Source organism: Pseudomonas sp. SYWMCR5 (assembly GCF_057197165.1).
This window is the reverse complement of the sequence record NZ_JBXUNH010000009.1, coordinates 1-21,294: the sequence shown is the minus strand read 5'-3', so window position 1 is coordinate 21,294 and position 21,294 is coordinate 1. Positions and strand designations below refer to the sequence as shown.

Annotated in this window: 19 protein-coding genes; 9 read left to right on the top strand and 10 right to left on the bottom strand. The window is 63.1% G+C overall.

The genetic code is table 11. The annotated features are described in order from the left end of the window. The first annotated feature begins 42 nt into the window (after nt 1-42). Nucleotides 43-921, top strand: coding sequence for a DMT family transporter (locus tag AC2CGW_RS20805; RefSeq protein ID WP_186663930.1), 879 nt, complete (start codon nt 43-45; stop codon nt 919-921). A gap of 3 nt (nt 922-924) precedes the next feature. Here AC2CGW_RS20805 and AC2CGW_RS20800 read toward each other — a convergent pair whose 3' ends face one another. Then, nucleotides 925-1,554: a hypothetical protein gene (locus AC2CGW_RS20800; RefSeq protein WP_186663932.1), complete on the bottom strand. Its 630-nt coding sequence runs from the start codon at nt 1,552-1,554 to the stop codon at nt 925-927. 350 nt (nt 1,555-1,904) lie between these two features. Here AC2CGW_RS20800 and katG point away from each other — a divergent pair, with 350 nt between their 5' ends. Next, nucleotides 1,905-4,172: a catalase/peroxidase HPI gene (gene katG, locus AC2CGW_RS20795; RefSeq protein WP_484574521.1), complete on the top strand. Its 2,268-nt coding sequence runs from the start codon at nt 1,905-1,907 to the stop codon at nt 4,170-4,172. Nucleotides 4,173-4,405: 233 nt separating this feature from the next. On the opposite strand, the gene AC2CGW_RS20790 is transcribed toward katG, so the two are convergent. From AC2CGW_RS20790 to AC2CGW_RS20780, 3 genes are all read right to left on the bottom strand, one after another. Further along, the gene (locus AC2CGW_RS20790; protein ID WP_484574520.1) at nt 4,406-4,717 is read right to left on the bottom strand and encodes a hypothetical protein; all 312 of its coding nucleotides are present in this window, start codon (nt 4,715-4,717) and stop codon (nt 4,406-4,408) included. A 378-nt stretch (nt 4,718-5,095) separates the two neighbouring features. Further along, entirely contained in the window at nt 5,096-5,524 is a 429-nt protein-coding gene (locus AC2CGW_RS20785) for an RDD family protein (protein WP_186720611.1), read from the bottom strand. A 213-nt stretch (nt 5,525-5,737) separates the two neighbouring features. Continuing rightward, nucleotides 5,738-6,688: a DMT family transporter gene (locus AC2CGW_RS20780; protein ID WP_484574519.1), complete on the bottom strand. Its 951-nt coding sequence runs from the start codon at nt 6,686-6,688 to the stop codon at nt 5,738-5,740. Nucleotides 6,689-6,791: 103 nt separating this feature from the next. Here AC2CGW_RS20780 and AC2CGW_RS20775 point away from each other — a divergent pair, with 103 nt between their 5' ends. Next, nucleotides 6,792-7,676, top strand: a complete 885-nt coding sequence (locus AC2CGW_RS20775; protein ID WP_484574518.1) for a LysR substrate-binding domain-containing protein — start codon at nt 6,792-6,794, stop codon at nt 7,674-7,676. Nucleotides 7,677-7,757: 81 nt separating this feature from the next. Continuing rightward, nucleotides 7,758-8,918 carry a GGDEF domain-containing protein gene (locus AC2CGW_RS20770; RefSeq protein ID WP_426352442.1) on the top strand — a complete coding sequence of 387 codons (1,161 nt, stop codon included), beginning with the start codon at nt 7,758-7,760 and terminating at the stop codon, nt 8,916-8,918. A gap of 15 nt (nt 8,919-8,933) precedes the next feature. Here AC2CGW_RS20770 and AC2CGW_RS20765 read toward each other — a convergent pair whose 3' ends face one another. Beyond that, nucleotides 8,934-9,257, bottom strand: coding sequence for a DUF2790 domain-containing protein (locus tag AC2CGW_RS20765; RefSeq protein WP_484574517.1), 324 nt, complete (start codon nt 9,255-9,257; stop codon nt 8,934-8,936). Between the two features lie 224 nt (nt 9,258-9,481). Between AC2CGW_RS20765 and AC2CGW_RS20760 the strand changes: the two genes are divergently transcribed. After that, nucleotides 9,482-10,819, top strand: coding sequence for an OprD family porin (locus AC2CGW_RS20760; RefSeq protein WP_484574516.1), 1,338 nt, complete (start codon nt 9,482-9,484; stop codon nt 10,817-10,819). Nucleotides 10,820-10,927: 108 nt separating this feature from the next. Here the strand turns inward: AC2CGW_RS20760 and AC2CGW_RS20755 are convergent, their stop codons facing one another. Beyond that, entirely contained in the window at nt 10,928-11,926 is a 999-nt protein-coding gene (locus AC2CGW_RS20755; RefSeq protein ID WP_484574515.1) for a FecR family protein, read from the bottom strand. Between the two features lie 228 nt (nt 11,927-12,154). Between AC2CGW_RS20755 and AC2CGW_RS20750 the strand changes: the two genes are divergently transcribed. The 4 genes from AC2CGW_RS20750 (at nt 12,155) to AC2CGW_RS20735 (ending at nt 16,227) form a co-directional block, all read left to right on the top strand. Beyond that, nucleotides 12,155-12,643, top strand: coding sequence for a MarR family winged helix-turn-helix transcriptional regulator (locus AC2CGW_RS20750; protein WP_186663951.1), 489 nt, complete (start codon nt 12,155-12,157; stop codon nt 12,641-12,643). Between the two features lie 15 nt (nt 12,644-12,658). After that, entirely contained in the window at nt 12,659-13,855 is a 1,197-nt protein-coding gene (locus AC2CGW_RS20745; RefSeq protein WP_186707844.1) for an HlyD/EmrA/EmrK family protein, read from the top strand. Beyond that, entirely contained in the window at nt 13,852-15,387 is a 1,536-nt protein-coding gene (locus AC2CGW_RS20740) for a DHA2 family efflux MFS transporter permease subunit (protein WP_054891541.1), read from the top strand. Before AC2CGW_RS20745 ends, AC2CGW_RS20740 begins: the two co-directional genes overlap by 4 nt. Nucleotides 15,388-15,480: 93 nt before the next feature. Beyond that, nucleotides 15,481-16,227, top strand: a complete 747-nt coding sequence (locus AC2CGW_RS20735) for an SDR family oxidoreductase (RefSeq protein WP_186663955.1) — start codon at nt 15,481-15,483, stop codon at nt 16,225-16,227. Between the two features lie 3 nt (nt 16,228-16,230). Here AC2CGW_RS20735 and AC2CGW_RS20730 read toward each other — a convergent pair whose 3' ends face one another. The 4 genes from AC2CGW_RS20730 to AC2CGW_RS20715 all read right to left on the bottom strand — a co-directional run bounded on the left by AC2CGW_RS20730 (nt 16,231) and on the right by AC2CGW_RS20715 (nt 21,165). Beyond that, nucleotides 16,231-17,919 carry a PAS domain-containing sensor histidine kinase gene (locus AC2CGW_RS20730; protein WP_186720599.1) on the bottom strand — a complete coding sequence of 563 codons (1,689 nt, stop codon included), beginning with the start codon at nt 17,917-17,919 and terminating at the stop codon, nt 16,231-16,233. Between the two features lie 48 nt (nt 17,920-17,967). Next, a complete protein-coding gene (gene mapR / locus AC2CGW_RS20725) occupies nt 17,968-19,377 on the bottom strand; it encodes a GntR family transcriptional regulator MpaR (RefSeq protein WP_186663959.1) in 1,410 nt (469 codons plus the stop codon). Nucleotides 19,378-19,427: 50 nt separating this feature from the next. Beyond that, on the bottom strand, nt 19,428-20,834 hold the full coding sequence (gene ccoG / locus AC2CGW_RS20720; protein WP_411382720.1) for a cytochrome c oxidase accessory protein CcoG: 1,407 nt from the start codon (nt 20,832-20,834) through the stop codon (nt 19,428-19,430). A gap of 121 nt (nt 20,835-20,955) precedes the next feature. Next, nucleotides 20,956-21,165, bottom strand: coding sequence for a DUF3203 family protein (locus AC2CGW_RS20715; RefSeq protein ID WP_186665398.1), 210 nt, complete (start codon nt 21,163-21,165; stop codon nt 20,956-20,958). Nucleotides 21,166-21,294 lie beyond the last annotated feature (129 nt).

Here is a 21,294-nt window from a genome sequence, read left to right as displayed (position 1 = left end):
TCTCTTCTAAACTCGCAGGGTTCGCCTCACCCAGAGATCCGCATGACCACCCGTACCCCGCTGTCCGGCGTCAACCACCCCTTGCGCGGCATCGCCCTGGTGGTGGCCGCGACGTTCCTGTTCGCCAGCCACGACGGGCTGTCGAAGTTCCTCGGTGGGATCTACCCGGTGATCATGGTGGTCTGGGCCCGCTATGTGGTGCATACGCTGCTGATGGCCGGCATCTTCATGCCCCAGGCTGGGCTGAGCGTGCTGCGCACCCGACGCCCGTTGCTGCAGACCTTGCGTGCCTTGAGCCTGCTCAGCACCAGCCTGCTGTTCACGGCGGGGCTTCAGTACTTGCCGCTGGCCGAGGCCACGTCGGTCAACTTTCTCGCCCCGGTGCTGGTCACTGCGCTGTCGGCTCCGCTGCTCAAGGAGCGGGTCACGCCGGGCCAGTGGCTGGCGGTGGTGATGGGCTTCATCGGCGTGCTGGTGGTGGTGCATCCGGGCGGGGCGATGTTCACCCCGGCGATCCTGTTTCCCTTCGGTTCTGCCCTGGGCTTCTGCTTCTATCAGCTGCTGACCCGGATTCTGGCCGCCCACGACAGCCCAACCACCAGCAATTTCTACGCAGGGCTGTGCAACACCCTGATCATGAGTGTGCTGGTGCCGTTCTTCTGGCAGACGCCGCAATGGCAGCACGTGCTGCTGATGCTCGCGCTCGGCGGTTGCGGCATGACTGCTCACCTGCTGCTGACCAAGGCCTTCCGCCACGCAGCGCCGGCGCTGCTGGCGCCGTTCAGTTACTGCCAGATCGTCTTTGCGGGGGTGCTGGGCCTGGTGGTGTTCGGCCAGGTGCCGGACACCACCAGCATCGTGGGCATCGCCATCATCTGCTTGAGCGGCCTTGGCGCCGCCTGGATGCAGCGGCGCAAGTGACCGTCAGCCGTTGACCAGCGCCTTGAGCGAGGCGTCGAAGCTGCGCAGGGCATCGGCCTGCACGTTCTGCTCGACCTGCAACTGGTGGGCAAGATTCGTCATGTCACTGGGCAACGCTTCACGGGCCTGACCTTCGGCGCGGCCGATGTAGGTCAGTTGGTCATCGTAGAAGCGTGCGACCACCTGGGTTTCGATGTCTGGGCTGGTGGCGCTGGCGAGGCGGCTCTGGGCATCGAGCAGCACGATCACGTCGGGGTGGTCGGCGAGCAGGGTATCCAGATCGTCGTAGAAGGTGACCTCGGCGAAGGTCTGCGCCAGCGACTGGGCCAGCCAGCTGTAGGCCTGGCTGCCACCGTTGAGCGTGGCCACTTGCACGGCACGCGAGGCGCCAGGCACTGAAGGCGGGGCTTCGCGATGGCGCTGCAGGTAGTCCAGGGTGGCGCAGGCATTGCGGCCCAACAGCACGGCGACATGCTGGCCCGGTGTCAGCGACACGCTGGACAGCTCGGTGGCCGAATAGAAGTGGCCGTAGGGTTGCGCCACCTGCGAGGTGGCCGAGGCGGCACAGCCACCCAGGGCGGCCAGCAGGGCCAGGATCGCGGCGAGCATGCCGCCTTTGCTGATCGATGCCATGATCGTTGCCTCATCGAAGGTTCAATGAAGCCATCTTCCGCCTCCGGTTCTCGCGGTGGAACTTGAAGATATTCATGGTCGCTATCGACGATGTCGATGGGCGGCGCTGCCAAAGCCCGGCCTGACAGACCCAGCCTATCGCCTTTCAATAGTCGCTCTATTAGACCTCTGCCCATGCTGGGCTAGTCTTTCCCGTGGCCTCCCGATTTGCGCGTGCAGCGCCGCGGCCCCGCGTCGGCAAAAGACCGACCACCACCTGATGAAGAGAAGGCCCGAGCCTTGCGGCTCGGGCTGCAGAACACCTGGCATAGACCGGAAATCTGGACAACCGACCCATAAGGTACCCGCAGATGTCGAACGAATCGAAATGCCCGTTCCATCAAACCGCAGGCGGCGGCACCACCAACCGTGACTGGTGGCCCGACCAGCTCAACCTCAGGATTCTCCACCAGCATGGCAGCCAGTCCGATCCGATGGACCCGGCATTCGACTATGCCAAGGCGTTCAAGAGCCTTGATTTCCAAGCCCTGAAAAAAGACCTCACAGCGCTGATGACCGACTCCCAGGATTGGTGGCCTGCGGACTTCGGCCACTATGGACCGTTGTTCATCCGCATGGCCTGGCACAGCGCAGGCACCTACCGCATCGCCGACGGCCGTGGTGGCGCGGGCTCCGGCCAGCAGCGCTTCGCCCCGCTCAACAGCTGGCCGGACAACGTCAGCCTGGATAAGGCCCGGCGGCTGCTGTGGCCGATCAAGCAGAAATACGGCAACAAGATTTCCTGGGCCGACCTGATCGTGCTCACCGGCAACGTTGCGTTGGAGTCGATGGGCTTCAAGACCTTCGGCTTCTCCGGTGGCCGCGCCGATGTCTGGGAGCCGGACGAAGATGTGTACTGGGGCTCGGAGAAGGTCTGGCTGGGTGGCGACACCCGCTACGGCAAGGCCCAGCCACCTGGCAAGGGTGATCTGGTGGCCGAGCCTGGCAAGCATGCGCAGGAGCAAAGCCGCACCGAGCCTGCGGGACGCAATCTGGAGAACCCGCTGGCTGCCGTGCAGATGGGCCTGATCTACGTGAACCCCGAAGGCCCGGAGGGCAATCCTGACCCGGTCGCTTCGGGCAAGGATATTCGCGAGACCTTCGGCCGCATGGCGATGAATGATGAAGAGACCGTGGCCCTGATTGCCGGCGGCCACGCCTTCGGTAAGACCCACGGTGCAGGCCCTGCGGACAACGTCGGCCCCGAACCTGAAGCCGCCGGGCTCGAGCTGCAAGGGCTGGGCTGGGCCAACAAGCTCGGCAGCGGCAAGGGTGGCGATACCATCACCAGCGGCCTGGAAGTGACCTGGACCTCGACCCCGACCCGCTGGAGCAACGAATACCTGAACAACCTGTTCAACTTCGAGTGGGAACTGACCAAGAGCCCGGCGGGCGCCCACCAATGGCGTCCCAAGGACGGCGAGGGTGCCAACAGCGTGCCCGATGCCCACGACCCGACCAAGCGCCATTCACCGATGATGCTCACCTCCGACCTGGCCTTGCGCTTCGACCCGATCTACGAGCCGATCGCCCGGCGTTTCAAGGAGCATCCCGAGCAACTGGCCGACGCCTTCGCCCGTGCCTGGTACAAGCTGATCCACCGTGACATGGGGCCGCTGGCCCGTTATCTGGGCCCGGAAAACCCACAGGAAGAACTGCTCTGGCAGGACCCGATCCCCAAGGTCGATCACCCGCTGGTCGGCGAGCAGGACATCGCGGCGCTCAAGGCCAAGGTGCTGGCCTCGGGTCTGAGCGTTGCCGAACTGGTGTCCACCGCCTGGGCGGCAGCCTCGACCTTCCGTGGCTCGGACAAGCGCGGGGGCGCCAACGGCGGGCGTCTGCGCCTGGAGCCTCAGCGTTCCTGGGCCGCCAACCAGCCTCAGCAGTTGGACAAGGTGCTCAAGGCGCTGGAGAACATCCAGGGCGAGTTCAACAGCGGCGGCAAGAAGATTTCGCTGGCCGACCTGATCGTGCTGGCTGGCTCCGCTGCGGTCGAGAAGGCTGCCAAGGACGCTGGGCACACGGTCAGCGTGCCGTTCCGGCCGGGTCGTACCGACGCCTCCCAGGCGCAGACGGATGTCGAGTCGTTCGCCGTGCTGGAGCCGCTGGCCGACGGCCTGCGCAACTTCACCAAGGCCAGGTACAGCGTCAAGGCCGAGAAGCTGCTGCTGGACAAGGCCCAGTTGCTGACCCTCACCGCGCCGGAACTGACCGTGCTGGTCGGCGGCCTGCGGGTGTTGGGCGCCAACCATGGCGGCAGCCAGCATGGGGTGTTCACCGACAAGCCCGGCACCTTGAGCAACGATTTCTTCCGCAACCTGCTGGATATGGGCGTGGAATGGAAGCCGACCTCGGCCGACAACGAGACCTTCGAAGGCCGTGATCGCAAGACCGGGCAGGTGAAATGGACTGGCACCCGGGTCGACCTGGTGTTTGGTTCTCACGCCCAGTTGCGGGCGTTGAGCGAGGTGTACGGCAGCAGCGATGCCGAGGAGAAATTCGTCAAGGACTTCGTGACGGCCTGGGTGAAGGTGATGGAGCTGGACCGGTTCGATTTAGATCGCGGGGTCCAGAGGTGATGTTGCCATAACGCTGGCATTACTCGCACAAAGTGCTTCTGCGCGCCCTCCGGCTCCCACATCAGCGGAGGGCATTCAGCGACCATCAACCTAGCATCCTTACCAATACCGGTTACCGGCCACGATTTCGAGGTTCAGGATGTTCCAATGACTACGAAGCAACCCGACTGGGAGGCGATCAAGCGAGCCTCTCCGGCCGGGCTGAGTGTGGTCAGGCCCGAGAGGCCTAGTTTTTACTGCACGTACTTGACGGTCGCGCTAACCAGCAACTGATCGTTAACTGTAACTTTGCAAAAGCGCTTCGTAACTGTTTTGTTATCATTCGCGAGCGTGGGGGCGCATTGCAAGAGCACCTTTTTGCCCTCCCAGTCCTTAGCTACACCAGAAGTTGTTGCGCTCGCATACTCTTTCATGAATTTGCGATTCCAAGGCCCGAAAAAGACCTCCGGCTCGCCGCCTCCGAAGAAACCAGATTCATCAGTGGCGCAGATCGTACCTTCCACCCGTTTGCCGTCGATGATATTGGCATCGGTATAGCAATCCATCTGACCGTTCCAGGCGTCTAGATCCACTGGGCCCCTGTTAACCCAAGTGGGCGCGGTAACGCATCCCGAGAGAGTTGCCACTGCGAGAGCGCCAAGGCAGAGGCATTTCATGCAAGACATTGAATTGAGCTTCCTTACTTTTTGAAGCCGCCACCAATACTCGTAATACCCCAAAATTTCAAGTTCAGAATGATCCATGGGAAGGCCGTACTCTCCATCGTCACTTTCGACCTGTCCGAGCTTTCCTACTTCGGCATCCTTCTGATACCAGCAACCTGGCGTAGTAGGGCAACTCGTCCCTGAGTGGTTGTTGGCATCCATTGGTCCTTGCGTGCAAAAGGAGCCCAGCGCTCGGCCGGGCTTGGGGTGACCTGTTGTTCAGAGGCTTGGTGCCTGTATCGTCGCACGGAGCTGGGCTAGATCCTTGGACGGTATGACATAGGTTCTAGAGAGCATGTCACCGACCCGCTGGCACCTTGCGGACTGCGTATAGATGAAGATCGTTATGATCCCCAGAGGTACGTCAATGTGTCTCATGAACCCTCGGATCAGAGCTTGAACAAGCGTTGGCGGCCCGCCTGCTCCGTTGATGACGGTCAGTCCAAAGACGTACTTTCCTGGTGTTCTACCTTTGAAAAGCCACTCGCACAGGGGATATAGGAATATATGGACGAAGACCAGTTCAAGCCCTGCGAACAATAGGGTCTCTTGATTAGCAAGCCCGAGGCCGAGCAGGACGATTGCTCCGTAATCGATGATGTACGCCCCTATGCGTTTCATTAGAAGGGACGTTCTTGAGACTTCCATTAGGTGCTCCGTGCTGTGGTGTTTGTCATACGAGAAGGGCTCAGTGCTTGGCCGGGCTTGGTTTATCTAGGAATGGGCATGTGACGCAAGTAATGCAGGACGCCGATTTATGCACTTAGAGATCCTCCTGGTGTTCGTGTGGCTTATTCACGGGCTCCCTTGCCCTGAGGGCTCTACTGTATCTAGCCGGTAAAGCAATCGCCATCACCCGACTCAGGCGACAGCCTTCTGCACCTCGGCCACCTTGGGTTTGGCCGGCTTGAGCCGCGATACCCCCAGCAACACCAGCACCAGCCCGGCAATCTGATACCCCGAGATCGCCTCGCTGAGGATGGCCCAGGACGCCAGCATGGTCAGCACCGGCCCCAGGTTGCCGACCGCCGCAGTGTGCGTCGGCCCCAGGCGCTGGATCGCCAGGGCTACCCAGTAGATCGGCAATACCGTGGAAAACAGCGCCATCATCGCTGCATAGGCCCACACCGCAGCGGGCAATTGCGCCAACTGGGTGACATCCGCCACCAGCAAGTAATGCGCCAGCACCATCAGCGACGATGCCGAACCACACAGCCCGGCCATGCGCATCGAGCCCATGCGCTTGAGCATCATCCCGGTACCGGAGTAATACAGCGCGTAGGTCACTGCGCTGGCGAACACCCACAGCGACCCCACCAGCACTGCGTGCCCGCCGCCGGCGGCGCCCAGGTCGTGCACGAAGGCGATGCCCAGCCCCAGGTAGCACAAGCCCATCGCCAGCAGGGTGCGCGGGGTAGGGCGCTCACGCATCGCGATGGCCTGGAATACCAGCACCAGGGTCGGGTAGGTGAACAGGATCAGGCGCTCCAGCCCCGCGCTGATGAACTGCAAACCATAGAAATCGAACAGGCTCGACAGGTAGTAGCCCAACAGGCCGAGCACTGCCACGCGAAACCCGTCGCCCAGGGTCAGCGGGATGCTCGCCGGGCGACGGCTGGCCCACACCAGCCAGGCGAACAGCGGCAGCGACAGGCCCATGCGCAGCGCCAGCAAGGTCACTGCATCCACAGGCCCCGCAGCGTAGGCAAGCTTGACGAAGATCGCTTTGAAGCTGAAACCCAGGGCGGCCAGGACTGCATAGAGGCTGCCATTTTGCAGGTGTCGTTCAAGAGAGGTACGCAGGCTGTTCATGCTGAATCCGCAACAAAATAAGTCAGAGGCTTATTCTGGATAGAAGGCCCGAAAGCTAGAATCGCTTTTTCTGGAACATGGCGTTCGCTTTTGGAGAAACCCCATGCACTTCGATCTTCAAGACCTGCGCTTGTTGGCTGCCATCGCTGCGACCGGTAGCCTGAGCAAGGCCGCAGCCGGTTTTCCGGTGGCGGTGTCGGCGGCAAGCACGCGCTTGCGCCTGTTCGAGGAGCGTAGCGGTCTGACCCTGTTCACCCGCAAGGCCGACGGTATGCAGTTGACCCCTGCCGGGCGGCTGGTGCTGGAGTCGGCCCGTGGGGTGCTGGGCGAGGCGCAGAAACTGCAGGACACGCTCAAGGAGCTGGCGGGCCAGCGGCGCATCAACTTGCGCCTGGCGGCTTCGACGGTCACCAACAGCACCTTGCTGCCAGCGGTACTGGGGCCGTTCCTGGCCGACTACCCCGAGATCGACCTGCTGCTGGTCGAGCACAAGAGTGTCGATGTACTGCGCGTGGTGCTGGCCGGGGAGTGCGAGATCGGCGTGTTCGACGGCAACCTGGTCAACGATGGCCTGGTATCGCTGCCGTTTCGCACCGAGCGCCTGGTGCTGCTGGTGCCCGCCGATCACGAGCTGGCCGGGCGTGAGCAATTGCGGCTGATCGATGCGCTGGATCATGCCTTCGTCTGCCTGCCGGCAGAGCGCGCCATGCAGCGATTCGTCGAGGAGTTGGCGATGAACCTGGCCATGCCGCTGAAGATCCGCGTGCGTGCGCCCAGTTTCGAGGCCATTGCCCAGTTGGTCGCCCAGCGTGCCGGGCTGGCGATTGTCCCCGAGATCGCTGCCGTGCGTGCCGAGCAGGAGCTCGCAGTGCGCCGGGTGGCACTGGAGGAGCGTTGGGCCACCCTTGAGCTGCGCATCTGTTTTCGCAGCTGGGAAGGTCTCAGCTCCCATGCCAGGCAACTGGTCACCTTCCTTTCCGGGCAGTAATCCGATGAGGTGGCACTCTGCAATCCTGCCGGGAGCGCTTACAATCACCGCTTTTGCACTCCAAGACAGGCACGCCGGTCAATGACGCTCGACCCCCCAACCCTCCTGGCCCTGACCGTTGCCCTCGCGGCAGCGGCGGCGCTTTACCTGACGATCGAATGGCGCAGTGTGCGCGAGTCGTCGTTGCTCTACTGGAGTGCCGGTTTCGCCACCATCACCGTTGGCTCCACCCTCGCGCTGCTGCGCATGAACGGTTTCCTGCTGATTGGTATCTGGTTCGCCAACGGTCTGCTGGTGTTCGCGCATTTCTGCTTCCTGCTGGGCGTTGCCCGTTTCACTGAAGTGCGATTGTCACGGGGCTGGCTGCTGGTCGTGCTGCTGTGGGTGAGCCTGCTGCTGCTGCCGGAAGGGCCGTCGTGGTCCAAGATCATGCTGGTGGTCAATTCGCTGCTGGTGGCCCTGGTGTCGCTGCGGGCCAGTTTTCTGCTGCGTCCGCACGGTGTGTCGCTGAGTGTGGGGGCGGTGCAACTGCGCTACGTGATGCTGATCCACGGGCTGTTCTACGTGATCAAGGCCCTGACCGTGGTGATTCCGGGAGCCTTGCTCGATCTTGCGGCCTTTCGCGGGGAAATCATCCAGATCTCGCTGATCGAAGGGGCGATGGCGATCATGCTGATCGCCCTGTCGATGACTGGCACCGAGCGTTACCGTCGCGAGGAACGCATCGCGCTTCTGGCCGCGCGTGATCCGCTCACGGCGTTGTTCAACCGCCGCGCCCTGGAAGTGCGCGCACCGGTGCTGCTGCGGGCGACCAGCCACGAGCGCCCTGGCGCCGTGCTGTTGATCGATATCGACAACTTCAAGCTGGTCAACGACCTGTACGGTCACACCGCCGGTGACCGGCTGCTGGTGGCGCTGAGCGAAACCATTCGCGGCCTGCTGCCGGCCAATGCCCTGGCCGCGCGACTGGGTGGCGATGAGTTCGTCATTCTGCTGGGCAATGCGCGCCGCGACGAAGTCGAGGTGCTGGGCGCGATACTTCGTGAGCGCTTCCAGGACATCGCCGCACAATCCTTCGTCACCCCGATGGCGGTGACCTTGAGCATCGGTGCCAACTTGTTCGATCAGCCGCCGGCCAGCCTCACGGCGCTGATCGAACAGAGCGATGCCGCGCTGTATCAGTCCAAGCGCAGTGGACGCGACAGCATGCGCCTGGTGGACGTGACCTTGACGGGCAATTGAGCCTGCGTCGGGTTTTCACTTGTTGTTGATGCATTCGGACTGCACCGAATAACGCACGGTACGCAAGGTGCCCTGGCTGTCCTCGAAGGTCATCAGGCGCGGTACCACCTCGCAGGTGCGCGGGTCGCCCGACTGGCGCACCAGGCGCGCCACATCCAGTGGCATGCCGTAGCGGTAGTCGACGATCTCCGGCATGGGTTTGTCGCGCTTGATGGCGTAGGCGGCCACGGCTTGCTGGTGGGCCTGCAGCAACTGCTCGCTGCTCTGAGCGGAAAGGCCGGTGGCCTGGACGCCGAAGGCCAGCAGGAACAGGGCGATCGCTGTGCTCAGTCGTTTCATGGGGTGTCTCCGGACGGGCTGTGGTTTCCGGATCACGCTAGCGAGCAGCAGCCAACAGGGGCATGACGACAGCCTTACAGTTGTGAAAGGTCCGCACGCATGACGCGATTGTAATGTGCCGATCACCTTCCCGTTATCCACCTGCGGCGAGCATCGATGCTGGCCGCGAACGCACCTGCGCAACGGCCTGACAAGAACAACAGCCGTTATCGAAGGAGCATCGCATGAGATATCGTCCAGGACTTTCCCTGGCCGCGCTGGTGGCGCTGGCCGGTCCTTCGGCGTGGGCCGAGGACGCTGCGAAGGAAGGGTTCATAGAGGGCAGCCGCCTGAGCGTGCTGAACCGCAACTTCTACTTCAACCGTGACAACCGCGACGGGGTGGCGCCGACCTACAACCGGGCCAAGGCGCCCGACAATGGCTATTCCGAAGCCTGGGCGCATGCCGTCATCACCCGCTTCGAGTCCGGCTTCACCGAGGGAACCGTGGGGGTAGGGGTCGATGCCTTTGCCATGCTCGGGCTCAAGCTCGACAGCGGAGGCGGACGCAACGGTGGGCGCAGCTCGTTCGATGTACTGCCGGTGGATCGTGACGGCCAGGCGCGCGACGAATACAGCAAGCTCGGCGGCGCGGCCAAGGTGCGAATGTTCGACACGGTGCTGCGGGTGGGCGATGTGTTTCCGGCCAACCCGGTGGTCGCGGCAGGGGATTCGCGCCTGTTGCCACAGAGCTTTCGCGGCGTGACCGTCGAAAACACCAGCCTGGCGGGCCTGAACCTGCAGGCCGGGCGCCTGCATGCCATGAGCCAGCCGATGTCCAGCGACATGCGCGAGTCTTTCGCGACCTTCTACGGCGGGCCTGTGGACTCGCCATGGATCGCCTATGGCGGCGGCGACTATGCCGTCAACGAACAGGTCAGCGTCAGCCTGTTCGGCAGCCGCCTGAAGGATGTGTGGAACCAGTACTACGCCGGTACCAGCGTTACCTGGCCGTTGAGCGATGAGCTGGCGCTGATCGGTGGCTTCAACTTCTACAACGCCAAGGACGAAGGGCGCAAACGCCTGGGCACCTTCGACAACGACATCTGGAGCGCCAAGGTGGGTGTGCGTTACGGCGCCCACACCCTCGCGTTGACCCACCAACGCAACAATGGCGACGACGATTTCGATTATCTGCGCCAGTCCGACTCGATCTTTCTCGACAACTCCATCCAGTACAGCGACTTCAACTCGCCCAAGGAGCGCTCATGGATGCTGCGCTATGACCTGAACATGGCCGGGTACGGGATTCCCGGGCTGTCGTTCATGACCCGTTATGGGCGCGGCAGTGATGCGGATTACTCGAACGCCAACGCCTACTACATGCGTCGCGACGGCAATGGCGATCCGCTGACCGACCAGAAGCGCTGGGAGCGCGACATCGAGGTCAAGTACGTGGTGCAGACCGGCGCGGCCAAGGATCTCTCGCTGCGCGTGCGCCAGGCGACCACCCGGGCGACGGCGTTCGAGTCCGACCTGGATGAGGTGCGGGTGATCGTCGAGTATCCGTTGTCGATTCTTTGAGCTTGAGCCCATTCACCTTCAGAAGCCTTGCGCTCCTTTGGTTGCAGGTGAATGTCTTGGCGCCTCGATGAGGCGCCTTTTTTACGCCTGTCATTTCGGCAGCGCACATCACCCTTTGTCGGCGGACGGCAGGATGCGATTGATGACCGTGCTGCCGTTGTCGTTACGGGTCAGGTAGATCGGCAGGACCTTGGGCAGGTTGTCCACCAGGCGGCTGACCTCACGGGTGTCGTAGATGCCGCTGATGCGGATGTTACCGACACTGCTGTCGGCCAGCAGCAGGGGTTTGTCCAGGTAGCGGTTGATCACCGGCAATGCCTGGGAGAGGCTGAGGTTGTCGAGTACCAGGCGACCGCTGCGCCAGACCAGGCTGTTGGCATAGTCGTCGCTCTGTGCCAGTTGCGGCTCGAAGTCACCGATGCGGTAGCTGGCCTGCATGCCGGGGCCGAGGCGGTAGCCGCCTTCGCCACCATTGCTGGAAACCAGTACTGAGCCTTCGACCAGCGTCACCTTGACCTGGTCTTCGTACTTCCACACGTTGAACTGCGTGCCGGTGACCCGCGTCTGGCCGTGACCGGCGCGCACGATGAAGGGGTGCTCGCTGTCGTGGGTCACCTTGAAGAAGGCTTCGCCCTGGATCAGGTCGACCTGGCGCCGGTCCTTGTAGTTGAGGTAGCGCAGCTCGCTGTTCAGGTTGAGTTCGACCTGGCTGCCGTCGTGCAATTGCACTGTACGCACCTGCTGGTCGCTGTCGAAATGCTGGTAGCGATTGGGTAGCCAGCCTTGCTCCCAGCCAATCCAGCCGGCCAGGGGTAGGGCGAGCAGGGTGATCACCGCGGCTGAGGCCAGTGGGCGCCAGTTGCGTTGGCGGGGTCTGGCCGCAGGCAGTTCGATCACGTTGGCGGCACGCGGCAGCATGTCGGCGGTCTGCCAGATCTCCAGCATCGCCTGGTATTCCTCGGCATGCCGGGTGTCGGCGGCCAGCCACTGAGCAAACGCCTCACGCTCGTCGGCCGAGCAGTCCTCGGCGTGCAGGCGCATGCACCAATGCGCAGCGGCATCGGTGATGGCATCGTCGTCGAGGGGGGTGAAGCGGTCTTGGTTCATTGCGGCTCCCGGTTTTGCGCATTCTACCTTCCAGAAGGGCTCCGCGAGAACCGAGATAATGGCGAATGACTATCAGTTGCGATTTTTTTTCGTCGGCTTTCCGGCGCAAGCGCATGGAGACAACCGAGAGGGCTGGCGGAACAATGACTTAGATAGCCTACTAATAAAAGCTTTGACATTAACTGCCTAGGCAGTAATATTTTCTAACATCTTTGTTGAGCGATGCCGATGGCCCATTTCACCCCGGAAAATTTCCAGACCTGCGCCATTGGCATGTTGCTCGGCCGCGCCTCGTTATTGAAGGACCGCATTCTCGACTGGCACCTGGAAGCTGATGGCGTTACCGCTGCGCAGTTCAAGGTGCTGATCATCGTGACCCAGTACCAGGTGGATACCCCGGCCGAGCTGTGCCGCTGCCTGGGGCTGGACAGCGGTTCGATGACGCGCATGCTCGACCGCCTCGAGCAGAAGGGCCTGATCCTGCGCAACCGCTGCCCCGACGACCGTCGCCAGGTGCGGCTGGTGCTGACCGAAGACGGTCAACGCTTGGCTGACCGCCTGCCGGAGATCGGGGCAATGGCGATGAACGAGCTGGTCGGTTCACTCGAAGCCGGCGAGCTCAAGACCCTCGAGACGCTGCTGGCAAAGATTCTCTTGGCCGCCAGCGACCCGTTGACGATTGCCCGTTTCGGCGATCGCACCCCTGATCCGACTTGATTCAAAGGTACTCTCATGGCCACACCCTCGGATGCACCCACTCCCGCTGAAGCGCCCGACGCCACGCGCAAGCGCAAGACCTGGCTGCTGGCCCTGCTGCTGGTATTGATATTGGCCGGCGCTGCCGGCTGGGCCTGGTACACGTTGATCGGGCGCTGGCACGAAAGCACCGACGATGCCTACGTCAACGGTAATGTGGTGGAGATCACGCCGCTGGTGACGGGAACCGTCACCAGCATCGGCGCCGACGATGGCGACCTGGTGCATGCCGGCCAGGTGCTGTTGCGCTTCGACCCCAGTGACAGCGAGGTGGCCCTGCAGGCCAGCGAGGCCAAGCTTGCGCGCACGGTGCGCCAGGTGCGCGGCTTGTACAGCAACGTCGATGCGCTCAAGGCTCAGGTGCAGACGCGCCAGGCCGAACTGAAGAAGGCCCGCGAGAACTACGACCGCCGTAAGGTCCTGGCTGACAGCGGGGCGATCGCCGCAGAAGAACTGTCGCACTCACGCGACGACCTGACCGCCGCGCAGAGCGCCCTGGACAACGCCCGCCAGCAACTCAACACCAGCACTGCGCTGATCGACGACACCGTGGTGTCGTCGCACCCGGAGGTGATGGCGGCCGCTTCCGACCTGCGCCAGGCCTACCTGGACAACGCTCGCACGACGTTGGTGGCGCCGGTGACCGGCTACGTCGCCAAGCGCACCGTGCAATTGGGGCAGCGCTTGCAACCAGGCACCGCGACCATGGCGGTGATTCCGCTCGACCAGGTCTGGATCGACGCCAACTTCAAGGAAACCCAACTGCGTGACATGCGTATCGGCCAGCCGGTGGAGATCACCGCAGACCTGTACGGCAGCGAAGTCAAGTACAGCGGCACGGTCGACAGCCTGGGCGCGGGCACCGGCAGTGCCTTCGCTCTGCTGCCCGCGCAGAACGCCACGGGCAACTGGATCAAGATCGTCCAGCGTGTGCCGGTGCGCGTGCACCTGAACCCCGAGCAGCTCAAGGATCATCCGCTGCGCATCGGCCTGTCCACCGTGGTCGAGGTCGACCTGCACGACCAGAGTGGCCCGGCCCTGGCCCAACAGCCACCGCAGCAGGCCAGCTACACCACCCAGGTGTATGACCGCCAACTGGCCGAGGCCGATCGTCTGATCGCCCAGCTGATCCATGACAACAGCGCCGCCAGTGGCAAGACGGCGCAGCGATGAGCAACGGCGCATCCGCCCAGTTCACCCCGCCGAGCCTGCTGCTGACCACCATCGGGTTGTCGCTGGCAACCTTCATGCAGGTGCTTGACACCACCATCGCCAACGTGGCGTTGCCAACCATTTCAGGCAATCTGGGGGTGAGCTACGAGCAGGGCACCTGGGTCATCACCTCGTTTGCGGTAAGCAATGCCATTGCCCTGCCGCTGACGGGCTGGCTGAGCCGCCGCTTTGGCGAGGTGAAGCTGTTCATCTGGGCCACCTTGCTGTTCGTGCTGGCGTCGTTCCTCTGTGGTATCGCCCAGTCGATGCCCGAGCTTGTGGGCTTTCGCGTGCTCCAGGGCGTTGTTGCCGGCCCGTTGTACCCGATGACCCAGACCTTGCTGATTGCTGTCTACCCGCCTGCCAAACGGGGGATGGCCTTGGCGTTGCTGGCAATGGTGACGGTGGTGGCGCCGATTGCCGGGCCCATCCTCGGCGGCTGGATAACCGACAGCTACAGCTGGCCGTGGATTTTCTTCATCAACGTACCGATCGGTCTGTTCGCGGCCGCCGTGGTGCGCCAGCAGATGCGCACACGTCCGGTGACCACCAGCCGCCAGCCCATGGATTACATCGGCCTGCTGACGCTGATCGTCGGTGTCGGCGCGTTGCAGGTGGTGCTCGACAAGGGTAACGACCTGGATTGGTTCGAGTCCTCGTTCATCGTGGTGGGTAGCCTGATTTCCGCGGTCTTCCTGGCCATCTTCGTGATCTGGGAGCTCACCGATCGGCACCCGGTGGTGAACCTGCGGCTGTTCGTGCACCGTAATTTCCGCATCGGCACCCTGGTGTTGGTGGGCGGGTATGCGGGCTTTTTCGGCATCAACCTGATCCTGCCCCAGTGGCTGCAGACGCAGATGGGCTATACGGCGACCTGGGCGGGGCTTGCGGTAGCACCGATCGGCCTGCTGCCGGTGATCATGTCGCCCTTCGTCGGCAAGTATGCGCATCGCTTCGACCTGCGCCTGCTGGCAGGGATCGCCTTCCTGGCCATTGGTGCAAGCTGCTACATGCGTGCGGGCTTCACCAGCGAGGTCGACTTCCTGCACATCGCCCTGGTGCAGTTGTTCATGGGGATCGGGGTGGCGCTGTTCTTCATGCCGACCCTGACCATCCTGCTCTCGGACCTGCCGCCGCATCAGATTGCCGACGGCTCGGGCCTGGCCACGTTCCTGCGGACACTGGGCGGCAGTTTCGCCGCCTCGCTGACCACCTGGATCTGGATCCGCCGGGCCGACCAGCACCATGCCTACCTGAGCGAGCACATCAGCCAGTACGACCCGGCAACGCGTCACACCCTCGAGCAACTCGGTGGGGCGAGCCCGCAGAGCTATGCGCAGCTTGAGCAGATCCTCAACAGCCAGGCCTACATGATGTCGACGGTGGACTACTTCACCTTGCTGACCTGGGTGTTCGGTGCCTTGATTTTGCTGGTGTGGCTGGCTCGCCCGCCCTTCACGGCCAAGGCAGGGCCGGCTTCGGCGGGGCACTGAGGTGTACTTGCGGCACGGCTGCGTGCAGCCGTTGCCGCGATCGGGGCTTTTCCCCTAACCTTGTAGGTCTATTCCCTCGACAGTGGCAGTTTCATGGACAAGGTCATTCTCATCACTGGCGCCAGCCGCGGTATCGGTGCCGCGACCGCGCGGTTGGCGGCGCAACAGGGCTATCGCATCTGCATCAATTACCACGCCGACGATCACGCTGCCGAACGCATCCTGGACGAGGTTCGGGCGCTGGGCGCCCAGGCCATCGCCGTGCGAGCCGATGCCAGCGTCGAGGATGAGGTGATCCAGGTGTTCCAGCGGATCGACCAGGAGCTCGGCCCTGTCACGGCATTGGTCAATAACGCCGGGACCATCGCTACCCAAAGCCGGGTCGACGAGATGTCCGAGTTCCGCCTGCTCAAGCTGATGAAAACCAACGTGGTCGGCCCGATGCTCTGCGCCAAGCATGCCTTGCTGCGCATGTCGCGCCGCCATGGCGGGCAGGGTGGTGCGATCGTCAACGTGTCGTCGGTGGCTGCACGCCTGGGTTCGCCCAACGAGTACGTAGACTATGCCGCCTCCAAGGGCGCGCTGGATACCTTCACCCTTGGGCTCGCCAAGGAAGTGGCGGGCGAGGGTGTGCGGGTCAACGGCGTGCGTCCTGGCTACATCCATACCGACTTTCACGCCCTGAGCGGTGATGCCCAGCGGGTCAGCAAGCTCGAACCTGGCCTGCCCATGGGACGTGGCGGGCAGCCGGAGGAGGTGGCGGAGGCTATCCTCTGGTTGCTGTCGGACAAGGCGTCCTATTCCACCGGCAGTTTCCTTGATCTGGGGGGCGGGCGCTGAGCCTCAAGCCAGGATCTTCGTCACCCGTTCGAGCAGTGTTTTCAACTCGAACGGGTTGGAAATGACTTCGGTGTTCGCGGGCAGACCGTCATGGGCTGCCTGTGTTTGCGTGGCATAGCCGTTGATGAGCAAGGTCGTGCAGCCAGGCGTCAAGGCCACATTCATTTCTATCAGTTGCTGGCCCTTCGGGCTGTCCGACAAGGCGGTGCCACCGACCAGCAGGTGCGGGCGCAGCCCCTTGCGCAGGGCGGCAAGCGCTCGATCGGGGCTGGCAAAGGCGTGTACGTCATAACCTGCCTCGCTCAACAGCTCGCTGATGACCAGCCTCATCGCCGCTTGATCTTCGACCAGCAGGATCGACTGCGCATTTGGCGGGGGCGACAGGCGCTGCGGTTCGTGGGCTTGCAGGGTTTCAGCCCTGGGCAGGTAAAGGTGGACGCAGGTGCCGCTGCCCGGGATCGAATCGAGGTGCATCTGCCCACCTGACTGACGCACGAATCCGTACACCATGGACAGCCCCAGGCCGGTGCCCTGGCCCAGTGGCTTGGTGGTGTAGAAGGGTTCGATGGCCCGTTGCGCGACATCCGCAGGCATGCCCTGGCCGTCGTCCTCGACACGCAAGTGCAGGTATTGGCCCGCAGCGAGCCCCAGGCGCTGCGCTTGCGCCGGGGCCATCTCCAGGTTTTCGCAATGGATCTGCAGGGTGCCACCGTGGGGCATGGCTTCGCGGGCGTTGAGGCACAGGTTCAGCAGCGCGCTTTCCAGTTGCGAGGGGTCGATGCAGGTTGGCCACAACTGTGAGGCTGTGCGGTCGATGAGCTGGATGTCCGAGCGCAGCGAGCTCTGCAGCAGCGCAAGCATGTCGCCGACCAGTTGCTGGATGTCGGTGGCGCGGGGCAGCAGTGTCTGTCGGCGCGAGAAGGCCAGCAGACGCTGCACCAATGACGCGGCCTTGGATGCATTTTGTTCGATGATGTCGAACAGGCGGCTCACCTCATCGTTATGCGGCCCGCCCAAGCGTGGCTTGGCGAGCTCCAGAGCACCGAAAATGCCGCCCAGCAGGTTATTGAAGTCGTGGGCGATGCCGCCGGTGAGCTGGCCAACCGCTTCCATTTTCTGCGCCTGGCGCAACGCCTGCTCGGCTTCGTACAGGCGCTCCTGTTCGAGCGTGCGCTCGGTGATGTCGTAGGCGAACAGACAGGCGCACAGTAGTGGGTTGTCGTCGCTGCGTAGCGGGGTGATCCGTAGCTCGTAGTAGCGCCGATAGGGTGGCCCGTCGAAGGCGACGCTCTCGATCAGGGTTTCACCCGCCAGCGCTCGGGTAACCAGCGGCAGCAGGCAGTGGAGCGGTTGTTCCAGGCCTGCGAGTGACTCGTCGATGCGATCGCCAATCCTCGGGCAGAAGCCATGCAGGCGTTGGAATGTCTGGCGGGCGGTACGGTTGATCGCTTGCAGGCGCAGGTCCGGAGCGATGACGAAGACATTGGCCAGGCTGTGATCGACCAGCTCGATGAACAGCCGGCGTTCGGCCAGGGTCTGGTCGAAGCGCTGCTCCAGTTGCTCGTGCACCCGGCGCATCAGGACGTTGTTCAAGGGCGACATTTCGGCTTGCTGCGCCAGCCTGTTTTCCAGCTCGCCGTTGCGCTGCTGCAAGGCCAGGATCTGTTGGCGCAGTTGGGTGGGATCGTCCATCGCATGCTCATCCTTGGGCAGATTAGCCTTACTATAGCGGCTGATCGTTCAAAACGAGCGTACGATACGCCCCAGTGTCTCCATTGCAGTCTCCGTGGCGTCGTTCCAGGGACTGCCGTAGTTCAGCCTGATGCAGTTACCGAAGCGCCGGGTCGGCGAGAAGATAGGCCCTGGTGCGATGCTGATGCCTTGCGCCAGGGCCATGTGGAAGAGCTTGAGCGCATCCATCTGCTCGGGCAGTTCCAGCCACAGGAAGTAGCCGCCGGCGGGCTGGCTGACCCGTGTCTGCGCCGGGAAGTGGCGGGCGATGGCGGCGAGCATGCTGGCCTGCTGGCCTTCCAGGGCATAGCGCAGCTTGCGCAGGTGGCGGTCGTAGCCGCCATGTTGCAGGTAGTCGGCGATGGCGGCCTGGGCCGGCATCGAGGCGCACAGCGATGTCATCAGCTTGAGCCGCTCGATCTTCTGTGCAAAACGCCCGGCGGCGACCCAGCCCACTCGGTAGCCGGGCGCCAGGCTCTTGGAGAACGAGCCGCAGTGCATTACCAGCCCGTCGCGGTCGAAGGCCTTGGCCGGCTTGGGCGCTTGCTGGGCGTAATACAGCTCGGCGTAGACGTCGTCCTCGATCAGTGGCACCTGGTGGCGGTGCAAGAGTTCGACCAGTGCCTGCTTTTTCGCCTCGGGCATGCTCGCACCGACCGGGTTCTGGAAGTTGGTCATCGACCATACGGCCTTGACCGGGTGCTTCTCCAGGGTTTGTGCCAGTACCCCCAGGTCCATGCCTTCACGTGGGTGCACGGGAATTTCCACGGCCTTGAGCTTCAGGCGTTCGAGTACCTGCAGGCACACATAGAAGGCCGGGGCTTCGATGGCAACCAGGTCGCCAGGCTCCGTGACGGCCTGCAGGCACAGGTTGAGGGCCTCCAGCGCGCCATTGGTGATCAGCAGCTCTTCCATCGGCAGCATCAGGCCGCCAACCATGTAGCGCAGGGCGATCTGGCGGCGCAACTGCGGGTTGCCCGGTGACAGGTCGGTGACCACCACGCGTGGGTCCATGGCGCGGCTGGCGCTGGCCAGCGAGCGGGCCAGGCGCTGCAGCGGGAACAGGGTGGGGCTGGGGAAGGCCGAGCCGAAGGGGACGGTATGGGGGTCCTTGATCGAATCAAGGATGGAAAACACCAGGGCACTGACGTCGACATCGGTGGATTCACTGACCGGTGCCTGTGCCTGTGGTTCGCTGAACTGGCGAGGTGCGTGGGTATTGACGAAGTAACCCGAACGCGGCCGGGCACGAATCAGCCCGCGGCGCTCGAGCAGGTAGTAGGCCTGGAACACCGTGGAGGGGCTGACCCCGTGGGTCTGGCTGGCGTAGCGTACCGAGGGTACACGCTGTCCGGGGCCAAGCACCCCGGAGCGGATCAGTTCAGCGATATCGTCGGCGAATCGTTCGTAACGTTTCATCGTTGTGTTTTTTTCGGCCTGGCAGGCAAGGTTGAAGGCAGTGTAAGGGATCAGCGGTTCAGTGGCGCGACGAAACGGCTGCGTGCACGGCTATACACCTGCGGCTGGTCGCTGTCCTGTACTTCGAACGTGAGGTCTACCGAGCTGCTCGTCGGGCGATCGGCGAGCATCGCCACCGATACCGGCAGCTCGCTCATTTCTCCGGCGGGAATGAACACCGCTTGCTTGCCGTGCAGCACGAAGCCTTCGGCGTCGACCAGACGCAGTTGATAGTGCTGGGGCTGCTGGGTCTTGTTGATGATCTTTAGCAGGTAGATGTTCTCGATCTGGCCCTGGGCGTTCTCGCGGAACAGGCCGCGGTCCTTGATGACGTCCAGCGACACCATGGGGCGCATCTGCAAGGCAATCACCAAGGCACCGATCATGACCACCAAGGCCGTGGCGTAACCCAGCAGGCGCGGTCTCAGCCAGTGGGTGCGGCCGCCTTGCAGGTTGTGTTCGGACTTGTAGCCGATCAGCCCGCGGGGGTAGCCCATCTTGTCCATGACCCCGTCGCAGGCGTCGATGCACGCGGCGCAGCCGATACAGGCCATCTGCAGGCCGTCGCGGATGTCGATGCCGGTGGGGCAGACCTGCACGCACAGGGTGCAGTCGATGCAGTCGCCCAGGTGCTGTGCCTGGCGATCGCTGCCTTTCTTGCGTGGGCCACGGGTTTCACCACGACGTGGATCGTAGGCCACGGCCAGGGTGTCCTTGTCGAACATCACGCTCTGAAAGCGCGCATAGGGGCACATGTGCATGCACACCGCTTCGCGCAGCCAACCGGCGTTCAGGTAGGTGGCGGCAGTGAAGAAAACCACCCAGAACAACGCGACGCCGCCCAATTGCAGGGTCAGCAACTCCTGGGCCAGCGGGCGGATGGGGGTGAAGTAGCCGACGAAGGTGAGGCCGGTGATCACGCCGATGGCCAGCCACAACCCGTGCTTGAGGCTGCGGCGGACGAGCTTGTCGAGGCTCCAGGGCGCGGCGGCCAGGCGGATGCGCTGGTTGCGGTCGCCTTCGGTGACTTTTTCGCACCACATGAACAGCCAGGTCCAGACGCTCTGCGGGCAACTGTAGCCGCACCACACCCGCCCGGCGAAGACGGTGATGGCGAACAAGCCGAACGCGCAGATGATCAGCAGTGCCGACAACAGGATGAAGTCTTGCGGCCAGAAGGTCGCGGCAAAGATATGGAACTTGCTGTCGGCAAGGTCCCAGAGCACGGCCTGGCGGCCGTTCCAGTTCAGCCAGGCCGTGCCGAAGAACAATACGAACAGCAGGCCGGCGAAGCCAATTCGCAGATTGCGGTACAGGCCTGTGAAGCTGCGGGTGTGGATGCGCCCGTTTGCTTGGCGCTTGGGGGTGTTGGCCGCAGGCTCGATCTGGATGATTCGGAAGGGGATTCTCTCGCTCATGGTGGTTCGCTCATCAGGCCTCGATCAGGCCCGGGCACTATGGCCCCCGATCTGTTTACAGCACAGGCTCAGGTAGGGCGATAAAAACCATATCAGATGAACGAGAACTCCCTTGCAGGCCTCAGATCACGGAGCCTGGAGCACTGCTCTTGAGATGTCTGCGACTATCCACCGCACCGATCACGGTCAGGGCGTCGGCTTCGGCTTCGGTGATCGGTATGCGTTCACCCGCCAGCACCGCGACCGACATGCGCAGCTGTTCATCGGTGAAGATCTCGATCTCCGGCCCCAGGCCTTCTATGCGTAGCTTGTCACCGATCAAGCCTGGCAGACGATGATCTTCTTTTGCTCGGGCAGATTGAGGCTCGGCCAATTAGGCGTAATAGCCGCTGGGATGCACCTTGAGGGTTTGGCAAAGGCGCCGCACCGGGTAATCCGTCGAGTGCTTCTTGATGAAGGC

Excerpts from the sequence above, each read along its gene's own strand:
- AC2CGW_RS20785 (WP_186720611.1), bottom strand. The coding sequence starts at position 5,524 with ATGGAAGTCTCAAGAACGTCCCTTCTAATGAAACGCATAGGGGCGTAC.
- AC2CGW_RS20730 (WP_186720599.1), bottom strand. The coding sequence starts at position 17,919 with ATGGACGATCCCACCCAACTGCGCCAACAGATCCTGGCCTTGCAGCAG.
- mapR (WP_186663959.1), bottom strand. The coding sequence starts at position 19,377 with ATGAAACGTTACGAACGATTCGCCGACGATATCGCTGAACTGATCCGC.
- AC2CGW_RS20770 (WP_426352442.1), top strand. The coding sequence starts at position 7,758 with ATGACGCTCGACCCCCCAACCCTCCTGGCCCTGACCGTTGCCCTCGCG.
- AC2CGW_RS20765 (WP_484574517.1), bottom strand. The coding sequence starts at position 9,257 with ATGAAACGACTGAGCACAGCGATCGCCCTGTTCCTGCTGGCCTTCGGC.
- AC2CGW_RS20740 (WP_054891541.1), top strand. The coding sequence starts at position 13,852 with ATGAGCAACGGCGCATCCGCCCAGTTCACCCCGCCGAGCCTGCTGCTG.
- ccoG (WP_411382720.1), bottom strand. The coding sequence starts at position 20,834 with ATGAGCGAGAGAATCCCCTTCCGAATCATCCAGATCGAGCCTGCGGCC.
- AC2CGW_RS20750 (WP_186663951.1), top strand. The coding sequence starts at position 12,155 with ATGGCCCATTTCACCCCGGAAAATTTCCAGACCTGCGCCATTGGCATG.
- AC2CGW_RS20745 (WP_186707844.1), top strand. The coding sequence starts at position 12,659 with ATGGCCACACCCTCGGATGCACCCACTCCCGCTGAAGCGCCCGACGCC.
- katG (WP_484574521.1), top strand. The coding sequence starts at position 1,905 with ATGTCGAACGAATCGAAATGCCCGTTCCATCAAACCGCAGGCGGCGGC.
- AC2CGW_RS20800 (WP_186663932.1), bottom strand. The coding sequence starts at position 1,554 with ATGGCATCGATCAGCAAAGGCGGCATGCTCGCCGCGATCCTGGCCCTG.
- AC2CGW_RS20735 (WP_186663955.1), top strand. The coding sequence starts at position 15,481 with ATGGACAAGGTCATTCTCATCACTGGCGCCAGCCGCGGTATCGGTGCC.
- AC2CGW_RS20790 (WP_484574520.1), bottom strand. The coding sequence starts at position 4,717 with ATGGATTGCTATACCGATGCCAATATCATCGACGGCAAACGGGTGGAA.
- AC2CGW_RS20760 (WP_484574516.1), top strand. The coding sequence starts at position 9,482 with ATGAGATATCGTCCAGGACTTTCCCTGGCCGCGCTGGTGGCGCTGGCC.
- AC2CGW_RS20755 (WP_484574515.1), bottom strand. The coding sequence starts at position 11,926 with ATGAACCAAGACCGCTTCACCCCCCTCGACGACGATGCCATCACCGAT.
- AC2CGW_RS20805 (WP_186663930.1), top strand. The coding sequence starts at position 43 with ATGACCACCCGTACCCCGCTGTCCGGCGTCAACCACCCCTTGCGCGGC.
- AC2CGW_RS20780 (WP_484574519.1), bottom strand. The coding sequence starts at position 6,688 with ATGAACAGCCTGCGTACCTCTCTTGAACGACACCTGCAAAATGGCAGC.
- AC2CGW_RS20775 (WP_484574518.1), top strand. The coding sequence starts at position 6,792 with ATGCACTTCGATCTTCAAGACCTGCGCTTGTTGGCTGCCATCGCTGCG.